Raw genomic sequence first — 17,487 nt, 5'->3', positions numbered from 1 at the left:
CAGCGCCTACAAGTGGTTGGTGTGGGGTTTGGGGGACCATCATTGCCGTCGATGTTTACCATCACGGCAATGAAGTTCTCATAAAAATTCTGCGGCGTAACATCCGCTCCATACCAACCCAAAACACCCCGGAGCACACGATCATGAAACGCCAGACCCTTCTCAGCATCGCTTTCTCGGTTTTTGCAGTTAACGCTTTCGCCGCAACCCCGGCGCACACCCTGATCGCCGAAGGCGGCTCGGACAAGTTGATTGAAAGCCGTGTGGCTGAAGGCGGTTCGGATCGTCTGCTCGACCGCCGCGTTGCCGAAGGCGGCTCTGATCGTCTGCTGGAACGCCGCGTTGCCGAAGGTGGCTCTGATCGTCTGCTCGAACGCCGCGTTGCCGAAGGTGGTTCGGATCGTCTGCTCGAACGCCGCGTTGCCGAAGGCGGCTCCGATCGTCTGATCGAACGCCGCGTTGCCGAAGGTGGCTCTGATCGTCTGCTCGAACGCCGCGTTGCCGAAGGTGGTTCGGATCGTCTGCTCGAACGCCGCGTTGCCGAAGGTGGTTCGGATCGTCTGCTCGAACGCCGCGTTGCCGAAGGTGGCTCCGATCGTCTGCTCGAACGCCGCGTTGCCGAAGGTGGCTCCGATCGTCTGATCGAAAGCCGCAACGCTTGAGCCCAAAGCACTGCCGCTGTCCCCATTAAAAGCCCGGCCTGATCAGCCGGGCTTTTTCGTGTCGGCGGTTTCGTCCCGGTTCGTGAACCGCTTCGCTGGCAGCTGATCGCCGATGTCGCATACCATGGCGCCACTCCAATGAAGACAGACACCGCCCATGCTCAAAGCCAGTCTGCGTAGCCATCTCACTCTCTGGTTTACCGGTTTGTCCCTGCTGACGTTGTTGAGCGTGGGCTTTTATGTGGGCCATATCGCCACCGAGCAGATGAAGCAGGCCAGTGGCAGCGCGCTGCTCAATACGGCACGTTCGGCCGCGTCGTTGCTGGGTGAACAACTGCGCGAGCGGCAGTTGGAGGTGTATCTGCTCAGCCGGGCGCCGCATCTGGAACGCGGTGATCTGGACAACCCGGCCATTCTCAAATCGTTGCAACTGCGCACTCAGGCCCGCGCCGAATATGCGTGGATGGGCGTGACCGATGCCGCAGGCAACGTGCATCAAGCGGTGAACGGCTTGCTGGTCGGCCAATCGGTGCAACAACGGCCGTGGTTTCAGGCCGGACTGCGCGGCGAATACACCGGCAATCCTCATGAAGCGGTGCTGCTGGCCAAAATGCTGCCGGGGTCGCCCAGCGGCGAACCGTTGCGTTTCATCGACTTCGCGGCGCCGATCCGTAACGCCGCCGATCAGGTGATTGGTGTGCTGGGCGCGCACGCGCACTGGAACTGGGTGACGCGCATTGTCGAATCGGCGGCGTTCTCCCACAAGAACTCGGCACCGGACATCGAAGCGCTGATCATCGATCACGACGGCAAAGTGCTCTACCCCGAAGCCTTGATGGGCCAGCGATTGTCGACGAGTGATTCACGCGCGCCGGGCTGGTCGGTGGGCGATGGCTACCTGACCAGTATGGTCAAAGTGCCAACACCGTCGAGCAGTGCACTGTCGTGGTCGATTGCCGTGCGCCAGCCCCTGGAAACCGCGCTGCAACCGGCGCATATGCTGCTGTATAAATTGCTCTTGCTGGGGGTGGTCGCTGCCGTACTGTTTGGCGTGGTGGCCTATTATCTGGCGCTGTACCTGAGTCGTCCGATCGAACAGCTGGCGCGTTCGGCCAAACAGGTGCAGGACAACCAGCCCGGTGCGCACTTTCCGTTGCAGCACCCGGTGCGGGAAATCGCCCAGCTTGGCCAGTCGATCGATGCAATGACGCAGTCGCTGCTCGGCAAGGAACGCGAACTGCAGGAGGCCAATGCATCGCTGGAAGCTATCGTGGCGCAGCGCACGGCCGATCTGCGCCAGGCCAACGCCGAGCTGCTGAGCCTGGCGACCCACGACGCGCTGACCGGCGCCTACAACCGTCGCCGCTTCGACGAAAAACTCACCGAATACACGCTGCTGTCGCGCCGCACCGGGCGCCCGTTTGCACTGCTATTGATCGACGCCGACCATTTCAAACGCATCAACGACACCCACGGCCATGCGGTGGGCGATGACGTGCTCAGGCAATTGGCCCAATTGATCGGCGCCAGCCTGCGCACCACCGATTTCGTCGCCCGTTACGGCGGTGAAGAGTTCGCAGTCCTGTTGCCGGAAATCGCCCAGCCCGACACCCCGGAAGTGGTCGCCGAGAAAATCCGCGCGGCGATTGCCGACACGCACTTCCCGGTGGTCGAACACGTCACGGTGAGCATCGGCGTGGGCCTGGCGGACCCGGCGGACAACAGCCCCACCGCCCTGATCAAACGCGCCGATCAACAGCTGTACCAGGCGAAAGCGGCGGGACGCAACCGAGTGGCGCATCACGCAATCAGCACCTCGCCTCTCTGATCGTACCCACGCGCTACGTGGGTACGCAGTCCGTGAGGCACTCCCACGCCAAGCGTGGCGGCGATCAGAAATCAAGCGCCGGCCCTTATTGCGCGAAGGTCTGGAGGTAGGCCAGCAGGTTGTCGAGTTTTTCCTGGTCGCTCAGCCCCCAGAAAATCATCCGCGTGCCAGGCACCACGCCTTTCGGATCTTTCAGGTACGCCGTCAGCGTGTCGCGGTCCCAAGTCAGGCCGGCATTTTTCATCGCGTCGGAATAAACGTAGTTCGCCGAGGTCCCGGCCTTGCGGCCAATGATGCCGTTGAGTTGCGGACCAAAGCCCGGCCGGGCGGATTCGCCGACCTGATGGCAGCCGCCGCACAGGCGCGGGAAGATCCTGGCGCCAGCCTCAGTGTCACCGGCGGCGTGCGCGGAGGTGCCGAAAAGGCCTGCGGCAAGGATCAAGGTCAGGGACAGGAAAGCGCTGTTTTTCATCAAACGATCCAAAGCAGTGTCGTGCAAGTGCGCCAAGGCTAACATTTTGTGGCGAGCGAGCTTGCTCGCGCCGGGTGGCGAAGCGGCCGCAAACACAGGACTGCTGCGCAGTCCAGCGGGAACAAGCTCCCTCGCCACGGTTTTCTCGCCAGCGAAAGCTTACAGATACGCGCCGATGACCTTTCTGACGGTGATCAACGCTTGACGCAAGACGTCCATGTCCACCGACCCCAACGCCAGCCGAATCGCATGGGGCACCTGCGCCGACACCGAAAACGGCTCCGCCGTGGTGACCGAAATCTGTTCGTGCATCAACGCCACGACGATCTGATCGGCGCGCACGTCTTCCGGCAGCGGTAGCCACAGGAAGTACGAGGACGGATGGCCAATGCAGCGCAGTCCTTTCAACAACTCGGCGGCCAGCGCCTGGCGCGCCCTGGCATCGTGACGCTTTTGCGCCTCGAGCAGCGTGACGGTGCCGTCATCGAGCCAGCCGCATGCCATCGCGGTCATCACCCCGGGGGTGTTCCAAGTGGTGGCGCGGATGATCCGCTCCAGTGCCGGCACCCTCGTGTCGGGCGCCGCAATAAAACCGACGCGCAGACCGGTCGCAATGTTCTTTGACAGCCCGGACACGTACACCGTGCGCTCCGGTGCCATGTCGATCAAGGTCCGTGGCGGGTTGTCCACCAGAAAGGCGTAGGCCGCGTCTTCGATCAGGATCAGGTCATGTTGGCGGGCAAGCATGACCAGTTGCTCGCGCTGCTCGATCGGCATCACCCAACCCAGTGGATTGTGCAGCGTCGGCATGCTGTACACCGCGCGCACCGGGCGCTGGCGGCACAGCGCGTCGAGTGCCGACAGGTCCGGCCCGTGCTCGCCACACGGGATCGCCACTACCTCCAGATGCAACGCTTCGGCCAGCACTTTGAAACCGGAATAGGTCAGCGCGTCGGCCGCGATGACATCGCCGGGCTTGAGCAACGCCATCAGCGTCACCGCCAGCCCTTGCTGAGCGCCATTGACGATCAACACTTGCGCGGCGTCGACGTTGACCCCGCGCGCCGTCAGATGGCGCGCCACCGAAGCGCGTTCGTGCTGGCGACCGGCGTGGGGCTGGTAACGCAACAGCGCTTCAAGGTCGCCGGACAGTGCCAACTGGCGCAGCGCCGTGCGCAACAGGTCGGCCTGACCGGGCAACGACGGGTAGTTGAAATTGAGGTCGATCATGCCGACCGCCACGTCTTTCTGATCAATGCCCTGCCCCGGCGCCAACGAGGTCTCCCGCACAAAAGTGCCGCGTCCGGTTTCGCCGCTGACCAACCCCATCGCCTCCAGCTCGGCGTACACCCGCGACGCGGTGGCCAGCGCCAGCCCGGCGCTGGCCGCCAGTTCCCGGTGGGTCGGCAATCGTGTGCCCGGCGCCAGACGCCCGGCGCGGATGTCGCTGGCGTAAGCGTCGACCAGTGTCTTGTAGCGGGATCGCGGCATCGCTGGATGTATCCATGACAATTCTTTGATTGTGCTGATTCTCGGCCCTAGCATGACCGAAACACAACCCCCTCTCCGAGCATGAAGGCGTATGGAACAAACCTCGAATCTGCCCCACCCGACCCTGGACAAAACCAGCGGCTGGATCAACGGCTTTATCGGCGTGGTGATCTTCAGCGGCTCATTGCCGGCCACGCGTCTGGCCGTGCTGGAATTCGATCCGGTGTTTCTCACCGTGGCACGCGCAGCCATTGCCGGGTTGTGTGCGGTGGCGCTGTTGTGGCTGTTTCGCGAACCACGTCCGGCGCGCGAGCAGTGGTGGTCGCTGTTGATTGTCGCGCTCGGCGTGGTGCTCGGTTTTCCGTTGCTGACCGCGTTGGCCTTGCAACATGTGACCTCGGCGCATTCGATTGTGTTCGTCGGACTACTGCCGTTGGCCACCGCGATTTTCGGCGTGTTGCGCGGCGGTGAACGGCCACGACCGGTGTTCTGGATCTTCTCGATACTTGGCAGTGCGCTGGTGGTCGGATTCGCCCTGGCCCAGGGGCTGACCGCTTCGCCCACCGGCGACCTGCTGATGCTCGCCGCCATTCTGGCCTGCGGCCTCGGTTACGCCGAAGGCGCAAAACTGTCGCGAAGCCTCGGTGGCTGGCAGGTGATCTGCTGGGCCCTGGTGTTGGCGCTGCCGGTGATGGCGCTGCTGAGTCTGTGGCTGGCGCCCGCCTCGTTCCGCGACATCAGTCTGTCAGCGTGGCTTTGCCTGGCCTACGTCGCGTTGTTCAGCATGTTGATCGGCTTCGTTTTCTGGTATCGCGGCCTGGCTCAGGGCGGGATCGCGGCGGTCGGTCAGTTGCAGTTGCTGCAACCGTTTTTCGGCCTGGCCCTGGCCGCGACACTGCTGCATGAACACGTCAGCCTCGGCATGCTGGCAGTGACGCTGGGCGTGATTTCATGCGTGGTCGGAGCGAAGAAATTCGCCAAATGACCTCAGTTGGCTGCCTTCCACGCTCGAGGACTGAGCCCGGTCTTGCGTCGAAACGCCCGGGCCAGCGCCGACGGACTTTCATAGCCGACTTCTTCGGCAATCAACGCAATCGGCTTGCCTTCGCGCAGACGTTTTTGCGCCAGACTGACTCGCCAGCTCAGCAGATAATCCGCCGGTGGCTGCCCGACGACGCGGCGAAAGTGTTCGGCAAATCCTGCGCGGGACAGGTTGGCGGCGGCGGCAAGTTCGGCCACGCTCCACGGTTTTTCCGGTTGTTCGTGGATCAGATTCAGTGCACGTGACAGCCGTGGATCGGCCAGCCCGGCCATCATCCCCGGCTGCTGTTCGCGACGCTCGATAAGGTGGCGCAACAACAGAATCACCAGCAATTCGAACAACCGGTCCATCACTGCCACCCGCCCGCAATGCGCTTCGAAAGCTTCCTTGAACAACCACTCCAGCGTGCCGCCCAGCTCCGGTATCTCCGTGAGTTTGAGCACCAGATAATCCGGCAAGGCTGCCGCCAGGGCATTACCGGAACCGCCGTCAAATGTCAGCGTCGCGCAGACGATCCGGGGGTTCATGGCCTCGTCGGCGAACATCCGATGGGCAAAGGGGCCGGGAAAGAAAATCAGCGAGGGCTCATCGAGTCTGATTTCGCGCGCGTTGCCAGGTTTGAGCAGCAACTCGCCCGCTTGCAACAGGTGCACATGGCCACACGGTTCGTCGGCATGCACGCTGAGGCCGCAAAACGTGCCGCTGTGAAAGGTCCCGGCGTTTACGCCGAAATGGCTGAGCAAGGTAGAAAGGCGATCCATGGGCGACTCCGAGGCAAATCTGCTGCTTTTTTGGTTGCACCGCTGACGCCGTGTCGCGAAGGCGCTTGGCCGGCAATTCTGGACGATCTGCCGCATATCCTCGACGATTTGCCGCCAAGGCGCCAGTTGCGCTGCATAACATGGCCTCCATCCCCGCTGCACTTCGCCGCGGATTTTCGGAGAATCACCATGAGCCGCATCAACGCTATCAGCCTCGACACCGCCACTGACGCCACTCGCCCGGTACTGGAAGGCGTGAAAAAGAAGATCGGTTTCCTGCCGAATCTGTTCGCCACCCTGGCCCAGGCGCCGGTGGCGCTGGAAACCTACGTGCAAGCCTCGGCGATCCTCGGCAAAACCTCGCTCAGCGCCAAGGAAAAGGAAGCGGTGTACCTCGCCACGTCGCAGGTCAACGGGTGCGATTATTGCCTGGCAGCACACACGCTGTTTGCCGGCAAGGCCGGGCTGTCGGCCGAAGACATCGTCGCCGCGCGTCAGGGTGAACTCAACGCCTACGCCACGCTCGCCCGGCAGTTGACCGAGAGCCGCGGCCACTTGAACGACGAACAGATCGCCGCCGCACGCGCTGCCGGCATCAACGACGTGAAGATCATTGAAGTGATCGCGCTGGTGGCCGTGCAGACCCTGACCAACTATCTGAACAACACCGCGCTGACCGACATCGACTTTCCGGCCATCGTTTAAACGCAAAAACCAATGTGGGCGCGGGCTTGCTCGCGAAGGCGATGGATCACTCAACTTCAGCGTTGAATGACACGACGCCTTCGCGAGCAAGCCCGCTCCCATACAGGATCAGTGGTGCTCGACGCCGGCACGCTTGAGCAGTTTCTTGCAGCGCTCGGAGAGGTGAAACACCTGCAATTCCTTGCCCGCCTTGGCGTAGCGCTCGCGCAAGGTTTTCAGCGCGGCGATCGCCGAATAATCGACGAAGCTCAAATGCCGGCAATCCAGCGTCACCTTCGCCGGGTCGTTGGCCGGATCGAATTGATTGAGGAACGGCGTGGTCGAGGCAAAAAACAACGTGCCATGCAGGCGATAGAGTTTGCTGCCATCGGCCTCCAGATGTTCATCGGCGTACAACTCGCGAGCCTGCTGCCAGGCGAAATTGAGCGCGGCGATGATGATGCCGCACAGCACCGCCGTGGCCAGATCGGTGAACACAGTGATGGTTGTCACCGCAATGATCACCAGCACATCGTTGAGCGGCACTTTATTCAGCACCCGCAACGAGGCCCAGGCGAAGGTCTGCTGCGACACCACGAACATCACCCCGACCAGCGCCGCCAGCGGAATACGCTCGATCAGCGGCGACAGAAACAGGATAAACAACAGAATCAACACCCCCGCCACCACACCCGACAGACGCCCGCGCCCGCCGGAACTGAGGTTGATCACCGTCTGGCCAATCATCGCGCAACCGCCCATGCCGCCGAATGCGCCACTGACCATGTTCGCCGCGCCCAGCGCCACGCATTCGCGATCCGGATAGCCCCGGGTCTCGGTGATTTCATCGGTGAGGTTGAGGGTCAGCAGGGTTTCCAGCAACCCGACCAGCGCCATCAGGATTGCGTACGGCGCGATGATGCGCAGGGTTTCGAGATTCCATGCAATGTCCGGCAGCGCGAAAGTCGGCAGGCCACCGGCGATGTGTGCCATGTCGCCCAAAGTGCGGGTCGGCAGGCCAAACAGGTAGACCAGCAGGCCGACGCCGAGGATTGCCACCAGGGCCGGCGGCACCGCGCGGGTCAGGCGCGGCAGGAGATAGACGATGGCCATGGTCAACAGCACCAGCCCGGTCATCAGGTACAACGGCGTGCCGCTGAGCCAGGCTTCACCGTTCTTGAAATGCTCCAGTTGCGCCAGCGCAATGATGATCGCCAGACCGTTGACGAAACCGAGCATCACCGGGTGCGGCACCATGCGCACCAGTTTACCCAGACGCAGCAGCCCGAACGCCATCATGATCAGGCCGCCGAGCAACACCGTCGCCAGCAGGTATTGCACGCCGTGTTGCACCACCAGCGCGACGATGACCACCGCCATCGAACCCGCTGCACCGGAGACCATGCCCGGCCGGCCGCCAAACAAAGCGGTCAGCGTACAAATGATGAACGCGCCATACAGGCCCATCAGCGGGTTGAGGTGAGCCACCAGCGCAAACGCAATGCACTCGGGCAACAGGGCAAACGAGGTGGTGAGTCCGGCCAGGACATCGGCGCGCAGACGAATCGGTTTCATGGTTTACCTGACTGGGCGGCCGATGAGCACGGCCGCGGGTGTTCGCGGAAAAAGAGGGTTGCGGATGTTACGGAATTGTTCCGCCGCGGGCCAGTGAACGCTGACACTGATCAACCTGACCTTTATGCTGCGCGCTCGTGCTTTGAATGAGTGCAGAACATGCCGTGTTTTCTGACTGCCCGCGAAGTGAGCCAGCGTCTGCGTGAAGCCGCACTGGGCGTACTGACAGTTGAAGTGTGCGCAGCGCCAGGCGAATCCGCACTGATTGCAGTCGATATCGAAGGCTGGCGACTGCTGCTGGATTTTGCAGACGCGCAGTTACATCACTGTGAATACGCCCGCAGTGCCGATGGCCTGGAAGGTGCGCTCGATACCTGGCAGCGCTACGGCACTGATCCTGTGAGTTTGCTCAGTACCTGGGAATTGGCGCAGATCGAGCGGTTGCTGAAGGCCTGCACTCAAGCCTGACGCAAATCCAGCAGGTAGGTGTAGTAACCGGTGTCACGCACATAACCCAGCGATTCGTACAAGCTCTGCGCGGCGAGGTTATCGGTGGCGGTTTCCAGTACCAGGCCCTTGGCGCCGGTTTGCAGGGCAAAGTCGCGGGCGCTGTTCATCAGCAGTCGGCCCACGCCGCAGCCACGAGCGGCAGGCGTGGTAAACAGATCGCTGAGCAGCCAGGTGCGGTGAGCATCAATGGAGGAAAACGTCGGGTACAACTGCACAAAACCGAGCGCTTCGCCGCTGTCATCCTCAGCGAAAAAAATCACCGATTCGTCGTTAGCCAGGCGTTCGGCAATGAACGCCCGCGATTGCGCCAGGTTCGCCGGCTGCTGATAAAACCCCCGGTAAGCGTCGAACAACGGTGCCACCGCATCCAGATGTGTTGCGTCCGCTCGCCGCGCCTTGATGGTCATTTGCCCTTCCCTCCTTTGTTTGAATGTTCGAACCAGCATAGCGCTGCGTGTCGAGTGCGCTGGCTTCATCGCTATATAGTTTTGTATATTGCGAAACCGATTTCGTCAGAACCTTCCCATGCCGTCCATTCTTACCGTGTATCCATGAGCGCCATCCGCGTTCGCAACGAACAGTCGATTCTGGCCGCCGCCAGCGAGGCATTCGCCGCCAACGGCTTCGACGCGACCCAGACCCGTGACATCGCGGCCCGCGCCGGGGTGCCCAAGGCCAACCTGTATTACTACTTCCAGACCAAGGAAAACCTGTACTGCAAAGTGCTGCTGGGTTTTGTCGAGCCACTGCTGGAAGCCTCGGCGGTGTTGCGTGAAAGCGATGACCCGCTGATTGGCCTGCGTGCCTATGTCGCTGCCAGAATTCGCATCGCCCGTGAACATCCGGCGGCTGCCAAGGTGTTCAGCAGCGAATTGCTGCTGGGTGGTCGCCAACTGCCCGCTGAGTGCCGCGACCTCTTGCACGCTGAGGCGCGACGCAATGTTGAATGTTTGCGCAGCTGGATCGAGCGCGGTTTGCTGGCCCCGGTGGATCCGGAGCATTTGATGCTGTTCATCTGGTCGGCGACGCGCACGTACACCAATATTGGCTGGCAGATGGGTTGCATCACTGGCCGACCCGAGCCGCAGGATGAGGACTACCAGACGGCAGCGCAGACGATCACGCGGATGGTGCTGGAGGGCGTGATGATGCCGCCGCGGACGGGGGGGATTCGTGGGGTTTTGTTTGCGACTTGAAGAGGCAGCCGCGCAACCCGGTCAGGGCATGAAGTCCAGAGGCAGAACCAATTCACCCCCCAGGTCCCTGTGCCAGGCGCGCAAGGCGTCAGGCAAACGCCCTTTCCACTCGGCAACGTTGGTGTAGTAGCGCGCACGGGATTTACCCTGCTGGTCAAATACCAACACCACCAGCCAGATACGCTCATCCGGTGCACGCATCACAATCGCCGCATTGCTCGATGGCAGCCCCCGGACCCAGTATTTGCTGACTTCACCATTAGGTACATCGACAGAGGCATCACCTGTCTGTGTAATGCCACAGTTTTGCAGAAGCACCTGATAGTCGCCGCCGAGAAGCGTGTGCACGATCTCGTTCTCTCGTCGAGTCTGTACCACGCCCAGTGTGAGCAAGTCATAACCCACCGCGACCGTTTGCTTCGATGCCACATACCGACCGCCGTAGTAAACACCCATCCCGGCACCGCAATCGGAAGCATCGCCAGTCTGTGTAACGTCCATGAGTCCATTGAGCGCCGTGAACGTCAAAACGCAGTCTCCTTCTGCGTAACGGGCCTGCGTACCCTCCACAGTGGCGACCCCCTCCAGTTCACCCGAATGACTGCCGTTCGCCGCTGAAATATCGAAGGTGATCTGTGAGGCCCCCTTGCGCTGTGTTTTCAGCTCTGCCCCTTCTGAAACACCCCAGGGAATCAGCTGCCAGGTGCTATTCCAGGAAAACGGCTTGACCATGTATTCAAGGGCCGTGAGCCGCATCAGGTACTGCCGGCGTAAACAGGGGACCTGTTCGTTACATTGATTACGTTGCTTGAGCCATCCTCGCTGATCCGCTTTCAGGGCTTTCGGGTCGGCGACCTTTGCCACAGCGGACTGCCATGCCGAACCCAGTCTCTGGTCAAGATTGGAGAGATCCGGATCGGCACAAATGGTTTTTTCAGTCGGGGTGCCGGCACTGGCGCAATCGAAACTGCTGGCGTGGACGCCGGGGGCAACAGCGAACGCTGAGAGCATCAGGAGGTGGCGGAGCTTGAGCGCGAACATCGGTAGATTCCATTCTTCAGACGGCGCGCAGTATGCCAGTGACGCTGACAGAAATCCTGGGGGAGCGGGCCTGCTCCCACAGGGGAATTGGATGTGTCGGTCAGAACCTGATTTCAGCAGCCGGTTTGACATCGATCCGCGCCACGGAGCCGGTCAGGTGCGCCAGATCCTTGTTGTGCTCGGCGATGATGTCCTCGGCGCTCATGTTGCCGTTGTCGAGGGTGGAATGGCCGTCGGAAACGAGCACCACGTCGTAACCCAGTTGATGCGCCTGACGCACGGTGGCGTTGACGCAGTAGTCGGTCTGCAGACCGCAGATCACCAGTTGTTCGAAATCTTCACTGGACAGCAGTTTGCGCAGTTCGGTCTGATAAAACGAATCCGGGGCAGTCTTGCGTACCCGCAGATCGCTGGCGGACGTTGCCAGTCCTTCGGCCAGTTGCCAGCCCTCGGCACCGTAGGCCAACGGGCTGTCCTTTTCCTCATGCTGGATCAGCACGACCGGCACGCCGGCCTTGCGCGCACGAGCGCCGAGGGCGTTGATCGTGTCGATCACGCGGTGAATGTCGTGGCACTGGTATTGGCCCGAGCAGAGAGCCCGCTGAACATCGATGATCAGTAATGCGGTGGTCATGATGAGCCTTCCTTGATCAATCCTTGAGACAGGGGCGGAACGCCGTCCGCCCCCTGTTTTACGCCGCTCAGTAACCCAGTGACAAGCCGGTATTGCGCCGTGGATCGTTGGCGCCGTAGAAGCGGTTCTTCCCTACCGGTTTGCCGCCCAGCGAAGGCGCACCGACCAGAATCGCCGCGATATGGTTGGCATCCTGCGGGCCGGCGAACTTGTGGCCCCAGCTCTCGAGGATCTTCTTCGTATCCGGACTGGCCGCGAAGTCTTCGAGGTTGGTTTCCTCCGGCATCCACTGCTGGTGGAAGCGCGGCGCGTCGACCGCTTCCTGCAGGCCCATGCCGTAGTCGATGACGTTGAGCATGGTCAGCAAGGTCGCGGTGATGATCCGGCTGCCGCCCGGCGTGCCGACCACCATGACCACTTTGCCGTCCTTGGTGACGATGGTCGGACTCATCGAGGACAGCGGCGCCTTGCCGGGAGCGATGGCATTGGCCTCGCCCTGCACCAGACCATACATGTTCGGCACGCCGACCTTGGAGGTGAAGTCGTCCATTTCATCGTTGAGGATCACCCCGGTCTTGCTCGCCATCACGCCGGCGCCGAACCAGTCATTGAGGGTGTAAGTGACCGACACCGCGTTGCCCCACTTGTCGACGATCGAATAGTGAGTGGTGTTGCTGCCTTCATGAGGGGCCACGCCAGGCTTCAGCTCCGCCGAAACACCGGCCTTCTGCGGCTGGATCGCGTTGCGCAGTTTGGTCGCGTAGTTCTTGTCGAGCAGATGTTCGAGCGGGTTCTTCACGAAATCCGGATCGCCGAGGTAGCTGTTGCGATCCACGTAAGCGTGGCGCATCGCTTCGATCTGGTAGTGCATGCCCTGGGCCGAGTGAAAGCCCAGATCCTTCATCGGATAACCTTCGAGGATATTCATGATCTGGCAGATCACCACGCCGCCAGAACTCGGTGGTGGCGCCGACACCACGTGGTAGCCACGGTAATCGCATTCCACCGGGGCCAGTTCCCGGGTCTTGTATTTGTCGAGGTCGGCCTGAGTGATGATGCCCTTGTTGGCCTGACTGGACGTGACAATCGCGTCGGCCACCCAGCCTTTATAGAAACCGTCGGCGCCCTTCTCGGAAATGGTGCGCAGGGTTTTGCCCAGGTCCTTCTGCACCAGTTTCTGCCCGACCTGCATCGGTTCGCCGTTGTGCAGGAAAATCGAGCCGGAATCGCGCATGTCCTTCTTGAACACGTCGGTGGCGTACTCCAGCAGTTCGACGTCGCCCTGCTGCAGTTCAAACCCGTCTTCGGCCAGTTTGATGGCCGGAGCGATCATTTCCTTGCGCGGCTTGGTGCCGTATTTGCTCAGCGCCAGCTCCATGCCCGAAACGGTGCCCGGCACGCCGACCGCCAGGTGGCCTCGGGTGCTCAGATCGGGCACGACGTTGCCGTCCTTGTCGAGGTACATATTGGCGGTCGCCGCCAGCGGGGCTTTTTCACGGAAATCGAGGAAGGTCTTGCGCCCGTCCGCCAGTTGAATCGTCATGAAACCGCCGCCACCGAGGTTGCCCGCCGCAGGATAAACCACCGCCAGCGCATAACCGACGGCAACCGCCGCATCTACCGCGTTACCGCCGCTTTTCAGTACATCGACACCGACATGCGTGGCCAGATGTTGCGCCGTGACGACCATACCGTTCTCGGCGGCAACCGGGGCCACCGAAGCAGCGTGAGCCATAAGGCAACTGAGTGCCAGTGAGGTCGCGATCAGCGATTTGGCCAAAGGTTCGTACTTCATGAGTCGATCTCTTTTTTTGTTTTAGGGGCTGTGCAAAACAGAGGGGAACGCTTCAAGAGCAACAAGCAGTATGGTCGGCTTTGCGTATTGCGCCTCCCCGATCAGGCAGTATGCTGAGCGCTGTTCATCCTCTGATCCGGAGCTGGTCACCATGTCGTACACGTTCATCACCCTGCCCTCACCGGTCGGTGAGCTGAAGCTGGTCGCGAACGGTTCACGACTGGTGGCCATCCTCTGGGAAAACGACAAACCCAATCGCGTGAGTCTCGGGCCGATGAGCGAGGCGCCGGACAATCCGCTGCTGATGAAAACCGCTCGGCAACTTGCAGAATATTTTGCCGGACAAAGGCATTGCTTCGATCTGGAGCTGGACTTTGTCGGCACCGACTTCCAGAAAAAAGTCTGGGCGGCGCTGCTGACCATTCCGTTTGGCGAGACGCGAACCTATAGCCAGATTGCCGAGCAGATCGGCCATCCCGCTGCCGTGCGGGCCGTCGGTGCGGCCAATGGGAAAAATCCGCTTTCAATTGTTGCGCCGTGTCATCGGGTGATTGGTGCCTCGGGGAAATTGACCGGGTTCGCCGGGGGGCTGGAGGCCAAGGAGCGCTTGCTGGTGCTTGAAGGTGGGCAGCGGCCCGGCACAGGGCGGCTGGAGGGTTTTTAAAGAAAAGATCGCAGTCTTCGGCAGCGCCTCCAGGGGACTGAATTTCAATGGAGGTGCTCTTTTGATCGCTCAGCAAAGAGCCCGGCAGCGCTACCGGGCCCTTTGGCTCACTTACTCAGCCAGCTTCACTCCGTTGATCAGCGGACCATAACGCTGGCTGAACTCCCAGTTGTACGGCACATGATCCTTGCTGCTGCCGTTGTCCCAGTTCACCGACCAGGTCATCAGCCCCTTGATCGGATGCCCCTTGATTGCCAGACGCTTGAGCGCATTGCCCACCGCCGCTTTGTCGATCACGTAACCGGTCGCCGCCGCATCGACGTTGGCCGGCAAGCCGATGACGAACTTCTCGGCAGGAATCCTGGTGAACCCGCGAGTGCCGGTCACCAGGCTTTCGGTCAGGTAATACAGGAAGTCCTCCTTCAGCGCATCGTTGTTCTGGGCGATCCACGCGCCAGCGCCGCTGTTGGCCTCCGGCACCCAGATGCCATCGCCGCCCTGGTTGTAGAACTGCGGGGCGATGAAGTCGTAGTAGCCTTCCAGCGCTTGCAGGTAACCGACATATTTGCCGGTGCTGGTCAGGTACGGAAACTCCGGTGCCATGCTGATGATGAAGTGCTTGCCCTGGCCTGCGTAGTGATCCTTGACCAGCTTCAGCGCAGCCGGCAGGACGGTCTTGTTGGCAGCGGAATCAATCGCGCTCTGTTCAAGATCAATGTCCAGCCCGTCGAAGCCGTAGGTTTCCACCAGACGGATGATTTCGTTGGCCAGTGGCTGTTCCTGCCCCGCGCGCAACTCGATCTGCGCATCGGCGCCACCGAGGGAAATCAGCACCGCCCGGCCCTGACTGTTGAGAACGCCGACCTGGCGGCGGAACTCGGCGTCGGACAGGTTATACGGCCTGAAGGTTGGAATCCCGCTGCCCTTCATGAACGCCACGGCAACCACGTTGTATTCCTTGGGCACCGCTTCCAGAGCGAGCTCGGCGAAGCGCCCCTGACGGTAGCCGTCGCTCGGCCCCGCGGGCCAGTTGTGCCAGAAGCCCATGAGGATCTTTTTACCGGCGATGCTCGGCATCAGCGAGGCGGCATCGCTCGCGGTGTTTTGCATTAAAGAAAAGTCGATCTTTGACATGTTCTAATCCTTCAGAACGTGTGGATTCAGGGTGATGACGACTTATTTGAAGTCGACGTCGAAGGCCTGATAGAAGGCGTTACCGGTGTTGGCGACGATCCACATCAGCACGATGACGTGGTGGCCCTTTTTGTTGGCCGGCAGTTTCACCGCGTGATTGACCTTGGCCTTCAGCTCATTGGGATAGCTGTAGTAAGGCACCTGCGTGTAAAAATCCTCGAAGAACGGCTGGGCTTCCAGTTGCGCACGGGTGATGCGTTGTTTCGGGTCCCAGCCATCCTTGGTGATCAGCCAGCGATAGCCACGAGTGGTGTGTGGCGCGGTGTATTCCCATTGGATGTCGAGGGTCTGCCCCGGGGTGACATTGAGCAGCGGCCAGATGAACGGGCGGCCGAGTTTTTTGCTCATCTCTTCCTGGGTGAAGTTCACGCAGTCACGGGCATCGGTCTTGCCACCGCTGAGGATGTAGCCATCGGCAGGCGGCGTGACACTGTCGGAGTCAGTCTGGTAAGGCGCCGGAAAAGGCCCGGCAGCCAGCGCCGGGAAATTCTTGCCGCCTTCCATTTCGTTGACCTGCCAGGCGCCGAGCAATCCTTGCTCGATCGCCACCGCACCGCGGCTGGCCGGGGAGATGACGCGACCGTGTCGCAGTTGGGTTTGTGCTTGTGGTTGATTCATGTTTTTCACTCCGTTGATTTAAGAACTCTCCATTCCGAGGAGAGGCCTTCAAGCTAACGGAGGTGATTTTTTTGTCCATCGGCGGTTTTGTCGCAGCCTGCCGGGACACAATCGGTAAAACAGCGAAAACACTGGATATATGTACAGTTAAGTGCGGCGAATCTCACTCGACGCATAGGCAAAGACCTACACGTCAAGGTTACGAAATCGCGCATTCACGCGTCACGGTAGTTGCGCTTGGAACTCCTTTTCGTATTGCCCGGCCAGCTGTTCTTTCTGTTTGTCGTCGAGCAGTTTCCCGGCCATCTGGAAGAACTTCTGTTCCTCTTCCTTGAGGTGATGATGCACCTTGTCCGAGAGTTTTTTCGCGGTCGCGAGCCACGCCGGACTGGACATCTCGGTCTCGTCGAGCTCTTCCATCATTTCGTCCATCTCATGGTGTTCGGAAATGGCGTGGCGGCTGAGATCGACACCGTTGTCGAATTCCATCAGCGGGATATAGAAGTGGCGCTCTTCAGCGGTTTCATGGGCCTGCAGTTCGGCCTTGAGCTGCTTGTAGGCTTCAACGCGCTCCGGCGTATCGCCGCTGGTCGCGATCAGGGCTTTGGCGTAGGTACGCTGGCGGTCATGGCTTTCACGAAGGGCTTCAAAAATATTCATGGGGGGTCCTCATCAACCGCGTGCTGGAATGACGCTGTAAAGGCTAGACCGCAACGCGGGAGCGGCGGTTCCAAACGGTTGGGGCAAGGGCTTTGAAGATGCCCCCTAGACAGGCTAGGCTGCGGGTTCACACTACAAGGACGTCACGCATGAAGTTGCGCATCGAGCAGTCGCAGAACAACACCGAAGAAGAACGCCAGGCCATTCTGGCGCCCCTGCATGCCTACAACGTCGCCAAGGCCGGGATCGCGGTATCGGAGCCGCTCACCCTGCTGGTGCGCGACGATGACAACCAGATCCTTGGCGGGCTGTATGGGCGGCTGGTGTGCCAGTGGCTGTTCATCGATTTGCTGTCAGTGCCCGAGGCTGGCCGCGGTCAGGGTGTTGGATCGAAGCTGATGCGCATGGCCGAAGACCTGGCGCGGGAGAAAGGCTGCATCGGGGCATGGCTTGACACCTTCGACTTTCAGGCGCCGGCGTTCTACGAAAAGCTCGGGTATAGCCAGTTTGGGGAAATAGACGACTACCCGCCGGGACATAAACGGCATTTTTTCCAGAAGCGCTTGATCGTTTGAATGGGCCGGCCCCTTCGCGGGCAAGCCTGCTCCCACAGGTTTTGTGGTGAGGCTGAAATCTTCAGCGACACACAAAATCCTGTGG

General features: G+C 60.9%; 18 protein-coding genes and 1 pseudogene. 8 read left to right on the top strand and 11 right to left on the bottom strand.

Annotated elements, in window-relative coordinates:
- The first annotated feature begins 143 nt into the window (after positions 1 to 143).
- Positions 144 to 662 carry a phage infection protein gene (locus tag K5Y35_RS18790; RefSeq protein WP_222832586.1) on the top strand — a complete coding sequence of 173 codons (519 nt, stop codon included), beginning with the start codon at positions 144 to 146 and terminating at the stop codon, positions 660 to 662.
- Between the two features lie 157 nt (positions 663 to 819).
- Complete coding sequence (locus K5Y35_RS18785) at positions 820 to 2,490, top strand: diguanylate cyclase (RefSeq protein ID WP_128613679.1); 1,671 nt, start codon at positions 820 to 822, stop codon at positions 2,488 to 2,490.
- A gap of 85 nt (positions 2,491 to 2,575) precedes the next feature.
- Here the strand turns inward: K5Y35_RS18785 and K5Y35_RS18780 are convergent, their stop codons facing one another.
- Positions 2,576 to 2,962: a c-type cytochrome gene (locus K5Y35_RS18780; protein ID WP_222832585.1), complete on the bottom strand. Its 387-nt coding sequence runs from the start codon at positions 2,960 to 2,962 to the stop codon at positions 2,576 to 2,578.
- A gap of 159 nt (positions 2,963 to 3,121) precedes the next feature.
- Positions 3,122 to 4,453, bottom strand: coding sequence for a PLP-dependent aminotransferase family protein (locus K5Y35_RS18775; RefSeq protein ID WP_222832584.1), 1,332 nt, complete (start codon positions 4,451 to 4,453; stop codon positions 3,122 to 3,124).
- 91 nt (positions 4,454 to 4,544) lie between these two features.
- Here K5Y35_RS18775 and K5Y35_RS18770 point away from each other — a divergent pair, with 91 nt between their 5' ends.
- Positions 4,545 to 5,438, top strand: a complete 894-nt coding sequence (locus K5Y35_RS18770) for a DMT family transporter (RefSeq protein WP_186744341.1) — start codon at positions 4,545 to 4,547, stop codon at positions 5,436 to 5,438.
- 2 nt (positions 5,439 to 5,440) lie between these two features.
- Here K5Y35_RS18770 and K5Y35_RS18765 read toward each other — a convergent pair whose 3' ends face one another.
- Positions 5,441 to 6,256, bottom strand: a complete 816-nt coding sequence (locus tag K5Y35_RS18765) for an AraC family transcriptional regulator (RefSeq protein WP_123462535.1) — start codon at positions 6,254 to 6,256, stop codon at positions 5,441 to 5,443.
- A gap of 189 nt (positions 6,257 to 6,445) precedes the next feature.
- Between K5Y35_RS18765 and K5Y35_RS18760 the strand changes: the two genes are divergently transcribed.
- On the top strand, positions 6,446 to 6,961 hold the full coding sequence (locus tag K5Y35_RS18760) for a carboxymuconolactone decarboxylase family protein (protein ID WP_222832583.1): 516 nt from the start codon (positions 6,446 to 6,448) through the stop codon (positions 6,959 to 6,961).
- Positions 6,962 to 7,069: 108 nt separating this feature from the next.
- Here K5Y35_RS18760 and K5Y35_RS18755 read toward each other — a convergent pair whose 3' ends face one another.
- Positions 7,070 to 8,515: a SulP family inorganic anion transporter gene (locus tag K5Y35_RS18755; RefSeq protein ID WP_123462531.1), complete on the bottom strand. Its 1,446-nt coding sequence runs from the start codon at positions 8,513 to 8,515 to the stop codon at positions 7,070 to 7,072.
- Positions 8,516 to 8,674: 159 nt separating this feature from the next.
- On the opposite strand from K5Y35_RS18755, the gene K5Y35_RS18750 reads away from it, so the two are divergent.
- On the top strand, positions 8,675 to 8,983 hold the full coding sequence (locus tag K5Y35_RS18750) for a hypothetical protein (RefSeq protein ID WP_222832582.1): 309 nt from the start codon (positions 8,675 to 8,677) through the stop codon (positions 8,981 to 8,983).
- Here the strand turns inward: K5Y35_RS18750 and K5Y35_RS18745 are convergent.
- Positions 8,974 to 9,432 (bottom strand): GNAT family N-acetyltransferase, encoded by a 459-nt coding sequence (locus tag K5Y35_RS18745; RefSeq protein WP_222832580.1) that lies wholly within the window; start codon positions 9,430 to 9,432, stop codon positions 8,974 to 8,976. The two genes, K5Y35_RS18750 and K5Y35_RS18745, sit on opposite strands and share 10 nt — an antisense overlap.
- Positions 9,433 to 9,576: 144 nt before the next feature.
- Between K5Y35_RS18745 and K5Y35_RS18740 the strand changes: the two genes are divergently transcribed.
- Complete coding sequence (locus K5Y35_RS18740) at positions 9,577 to 10,221, top strand: TetR/AcrR family transcriptional regulator (RefSeq protein WP_222832578.1); 645 nt, start codon at positions 9,577 to 9,579, stop codon at positions 10,219 to 10,221.
- 21 nt (positions 10,222 to 10,242) lie between these two features.
- On the opposite strand, the gene K5Y35_RS18735 is transcribed toward K5Y35_RS18740, so the two are convergent.
- The 3 genes from K5Y35_RS18735 to ggt all read right to left on the bottom strand — a co-directional run bounded on the left by K5Y35_RS18735 (position 10,243) and on the right by ggt (position 13,691).
- The gene (locus K5Y35_RS18735; RefSeq protein WP_128614202.1) at positions 10,243 to 11,262 is read right to left on the bottom strand and encodes a lysozyme inhibitor LprI family protein; all 1,020 of its coding nucleotides are present in this window, start codon (positions 11,260 to 11,262) and stop codon (positions 10,243 to 10,245) included.
- 100 nt (positions 11,263 to 11,362) lie between these two features.
- On the bottom strand, positions 11,363 to 11,896 hold the full coding sequence (locus K5Y35_RS18730) for a cysteine hydrolase family protein (protein WP_222832577.1): 534 nt from the start codon (positions 11,894 to 11,896) through the stop codon (positions 11,363 to 11,365).
- Positions 11,897 to 11,963: 67 nt separating this feature from the next.
- On the bottom strand, positions 11,964 to 13,691 hold the full coding sequence (gene ggt, locus K5Y35_RS18725) for a gamma-glutamyltransferase (protein ID WP_186744347.1): 1,728 nt from the start codon (positions 13,689 to 13,691) through the stop codon (positions 11,964 to 11,966).
- 151 nt (positions 13,692 to 13,842) lie between these two features.
- On the opposite strand from ggt, the gene K5Y35_RS18720 reads away from it, so the two are divergent.
- Positions 13,843 to 14,355 (top strand): methylated-DNA--[protein]-cysteine S-methyltransferase, encoded by a 513-nt coding sequence (locus tag K5Y35_RS18720; protein WP_222834471.1) that lies wholly within the window; start codon positions 13,843 to 13,845, stop codon positions 14,353 to 14,355.
- A gap of 132 nt (positions 14,356 to 14,487) precedes the next feature.
- Here the strand turns inward: K5Y35_RS18720 and K5Y35_RS18715 are convergent.
- From K5Y35_RS18715 to K5Y35_RS18705, 3 genes and pseudogenes are all read right to left on the bottom strand, one after another.
- A pseudogene (locus K5Y35_RS18715) lies at positions 14,488 to 15,489 on the bottom strand (chitinase); the annotation flags it as partial.
- Between the two features lie 42 nt (positions 15,490 to 15,531).
- Entirely contained in the window at positions 15,532 to 16,167 is a 636-nt protein-coding gene (locus K5Y35_RS18710) for a lytic polysaccharide monooxygenase auxiliary activity family 9 protein (RefSeq protein WP_222832574.1), read from the bottom strand.
- A gap of 222 nt (positions 16,168 to 16,389) precedes the next feature.
- Positions 16,390 to 16,827, bottom strand: coding sequence for a hemerythrin domain-containing protein (locus tag K5Y35_RS18705; protein WP_123462512.1), 438 nt, complete (start codon positions 16,825 to 16,827; stop codon positions 16,390 to 16,392).
- Positions 16,828 to 16,976: 149 nt separating this feature from the next.
- Here K5Y35_RS18705 and K5Y35_RS18700 point away from each other — a divergent pair, with 149 nt between their 5' ends.
- Positions 16,977 to 17,402 (top strand): GNAT family N-acetyltransferase, encoded by a 426-nt coding sequence (locus tag K5Y35_RS18700; RefSeq protein ID WP_123462510.1) that lies wholly within the window; start codon positions 16,977 to 16,979, stop codon positions 17,400 to 17,402.
- The last annotated feature ends 85 nt before the right edge of the window (positions 17,403 to 17,487 follow it).

The sequence above is a fragment of the Pseudomonas sp. SC3(2021) genome (genome assembly GCF_019856535.1).
Lineage (GTDB): Bacteria > Pseudomonadota > Gammaproteobacteria > Pseudomonadales > Pseudomonadaceae > Aquipseudomonas > Aquipseudomonas monsensis.
Note: the sequence above shows the minus strand (reverse complement) of the source record. Positions and strands in the feature narration are given on the sequence as shown.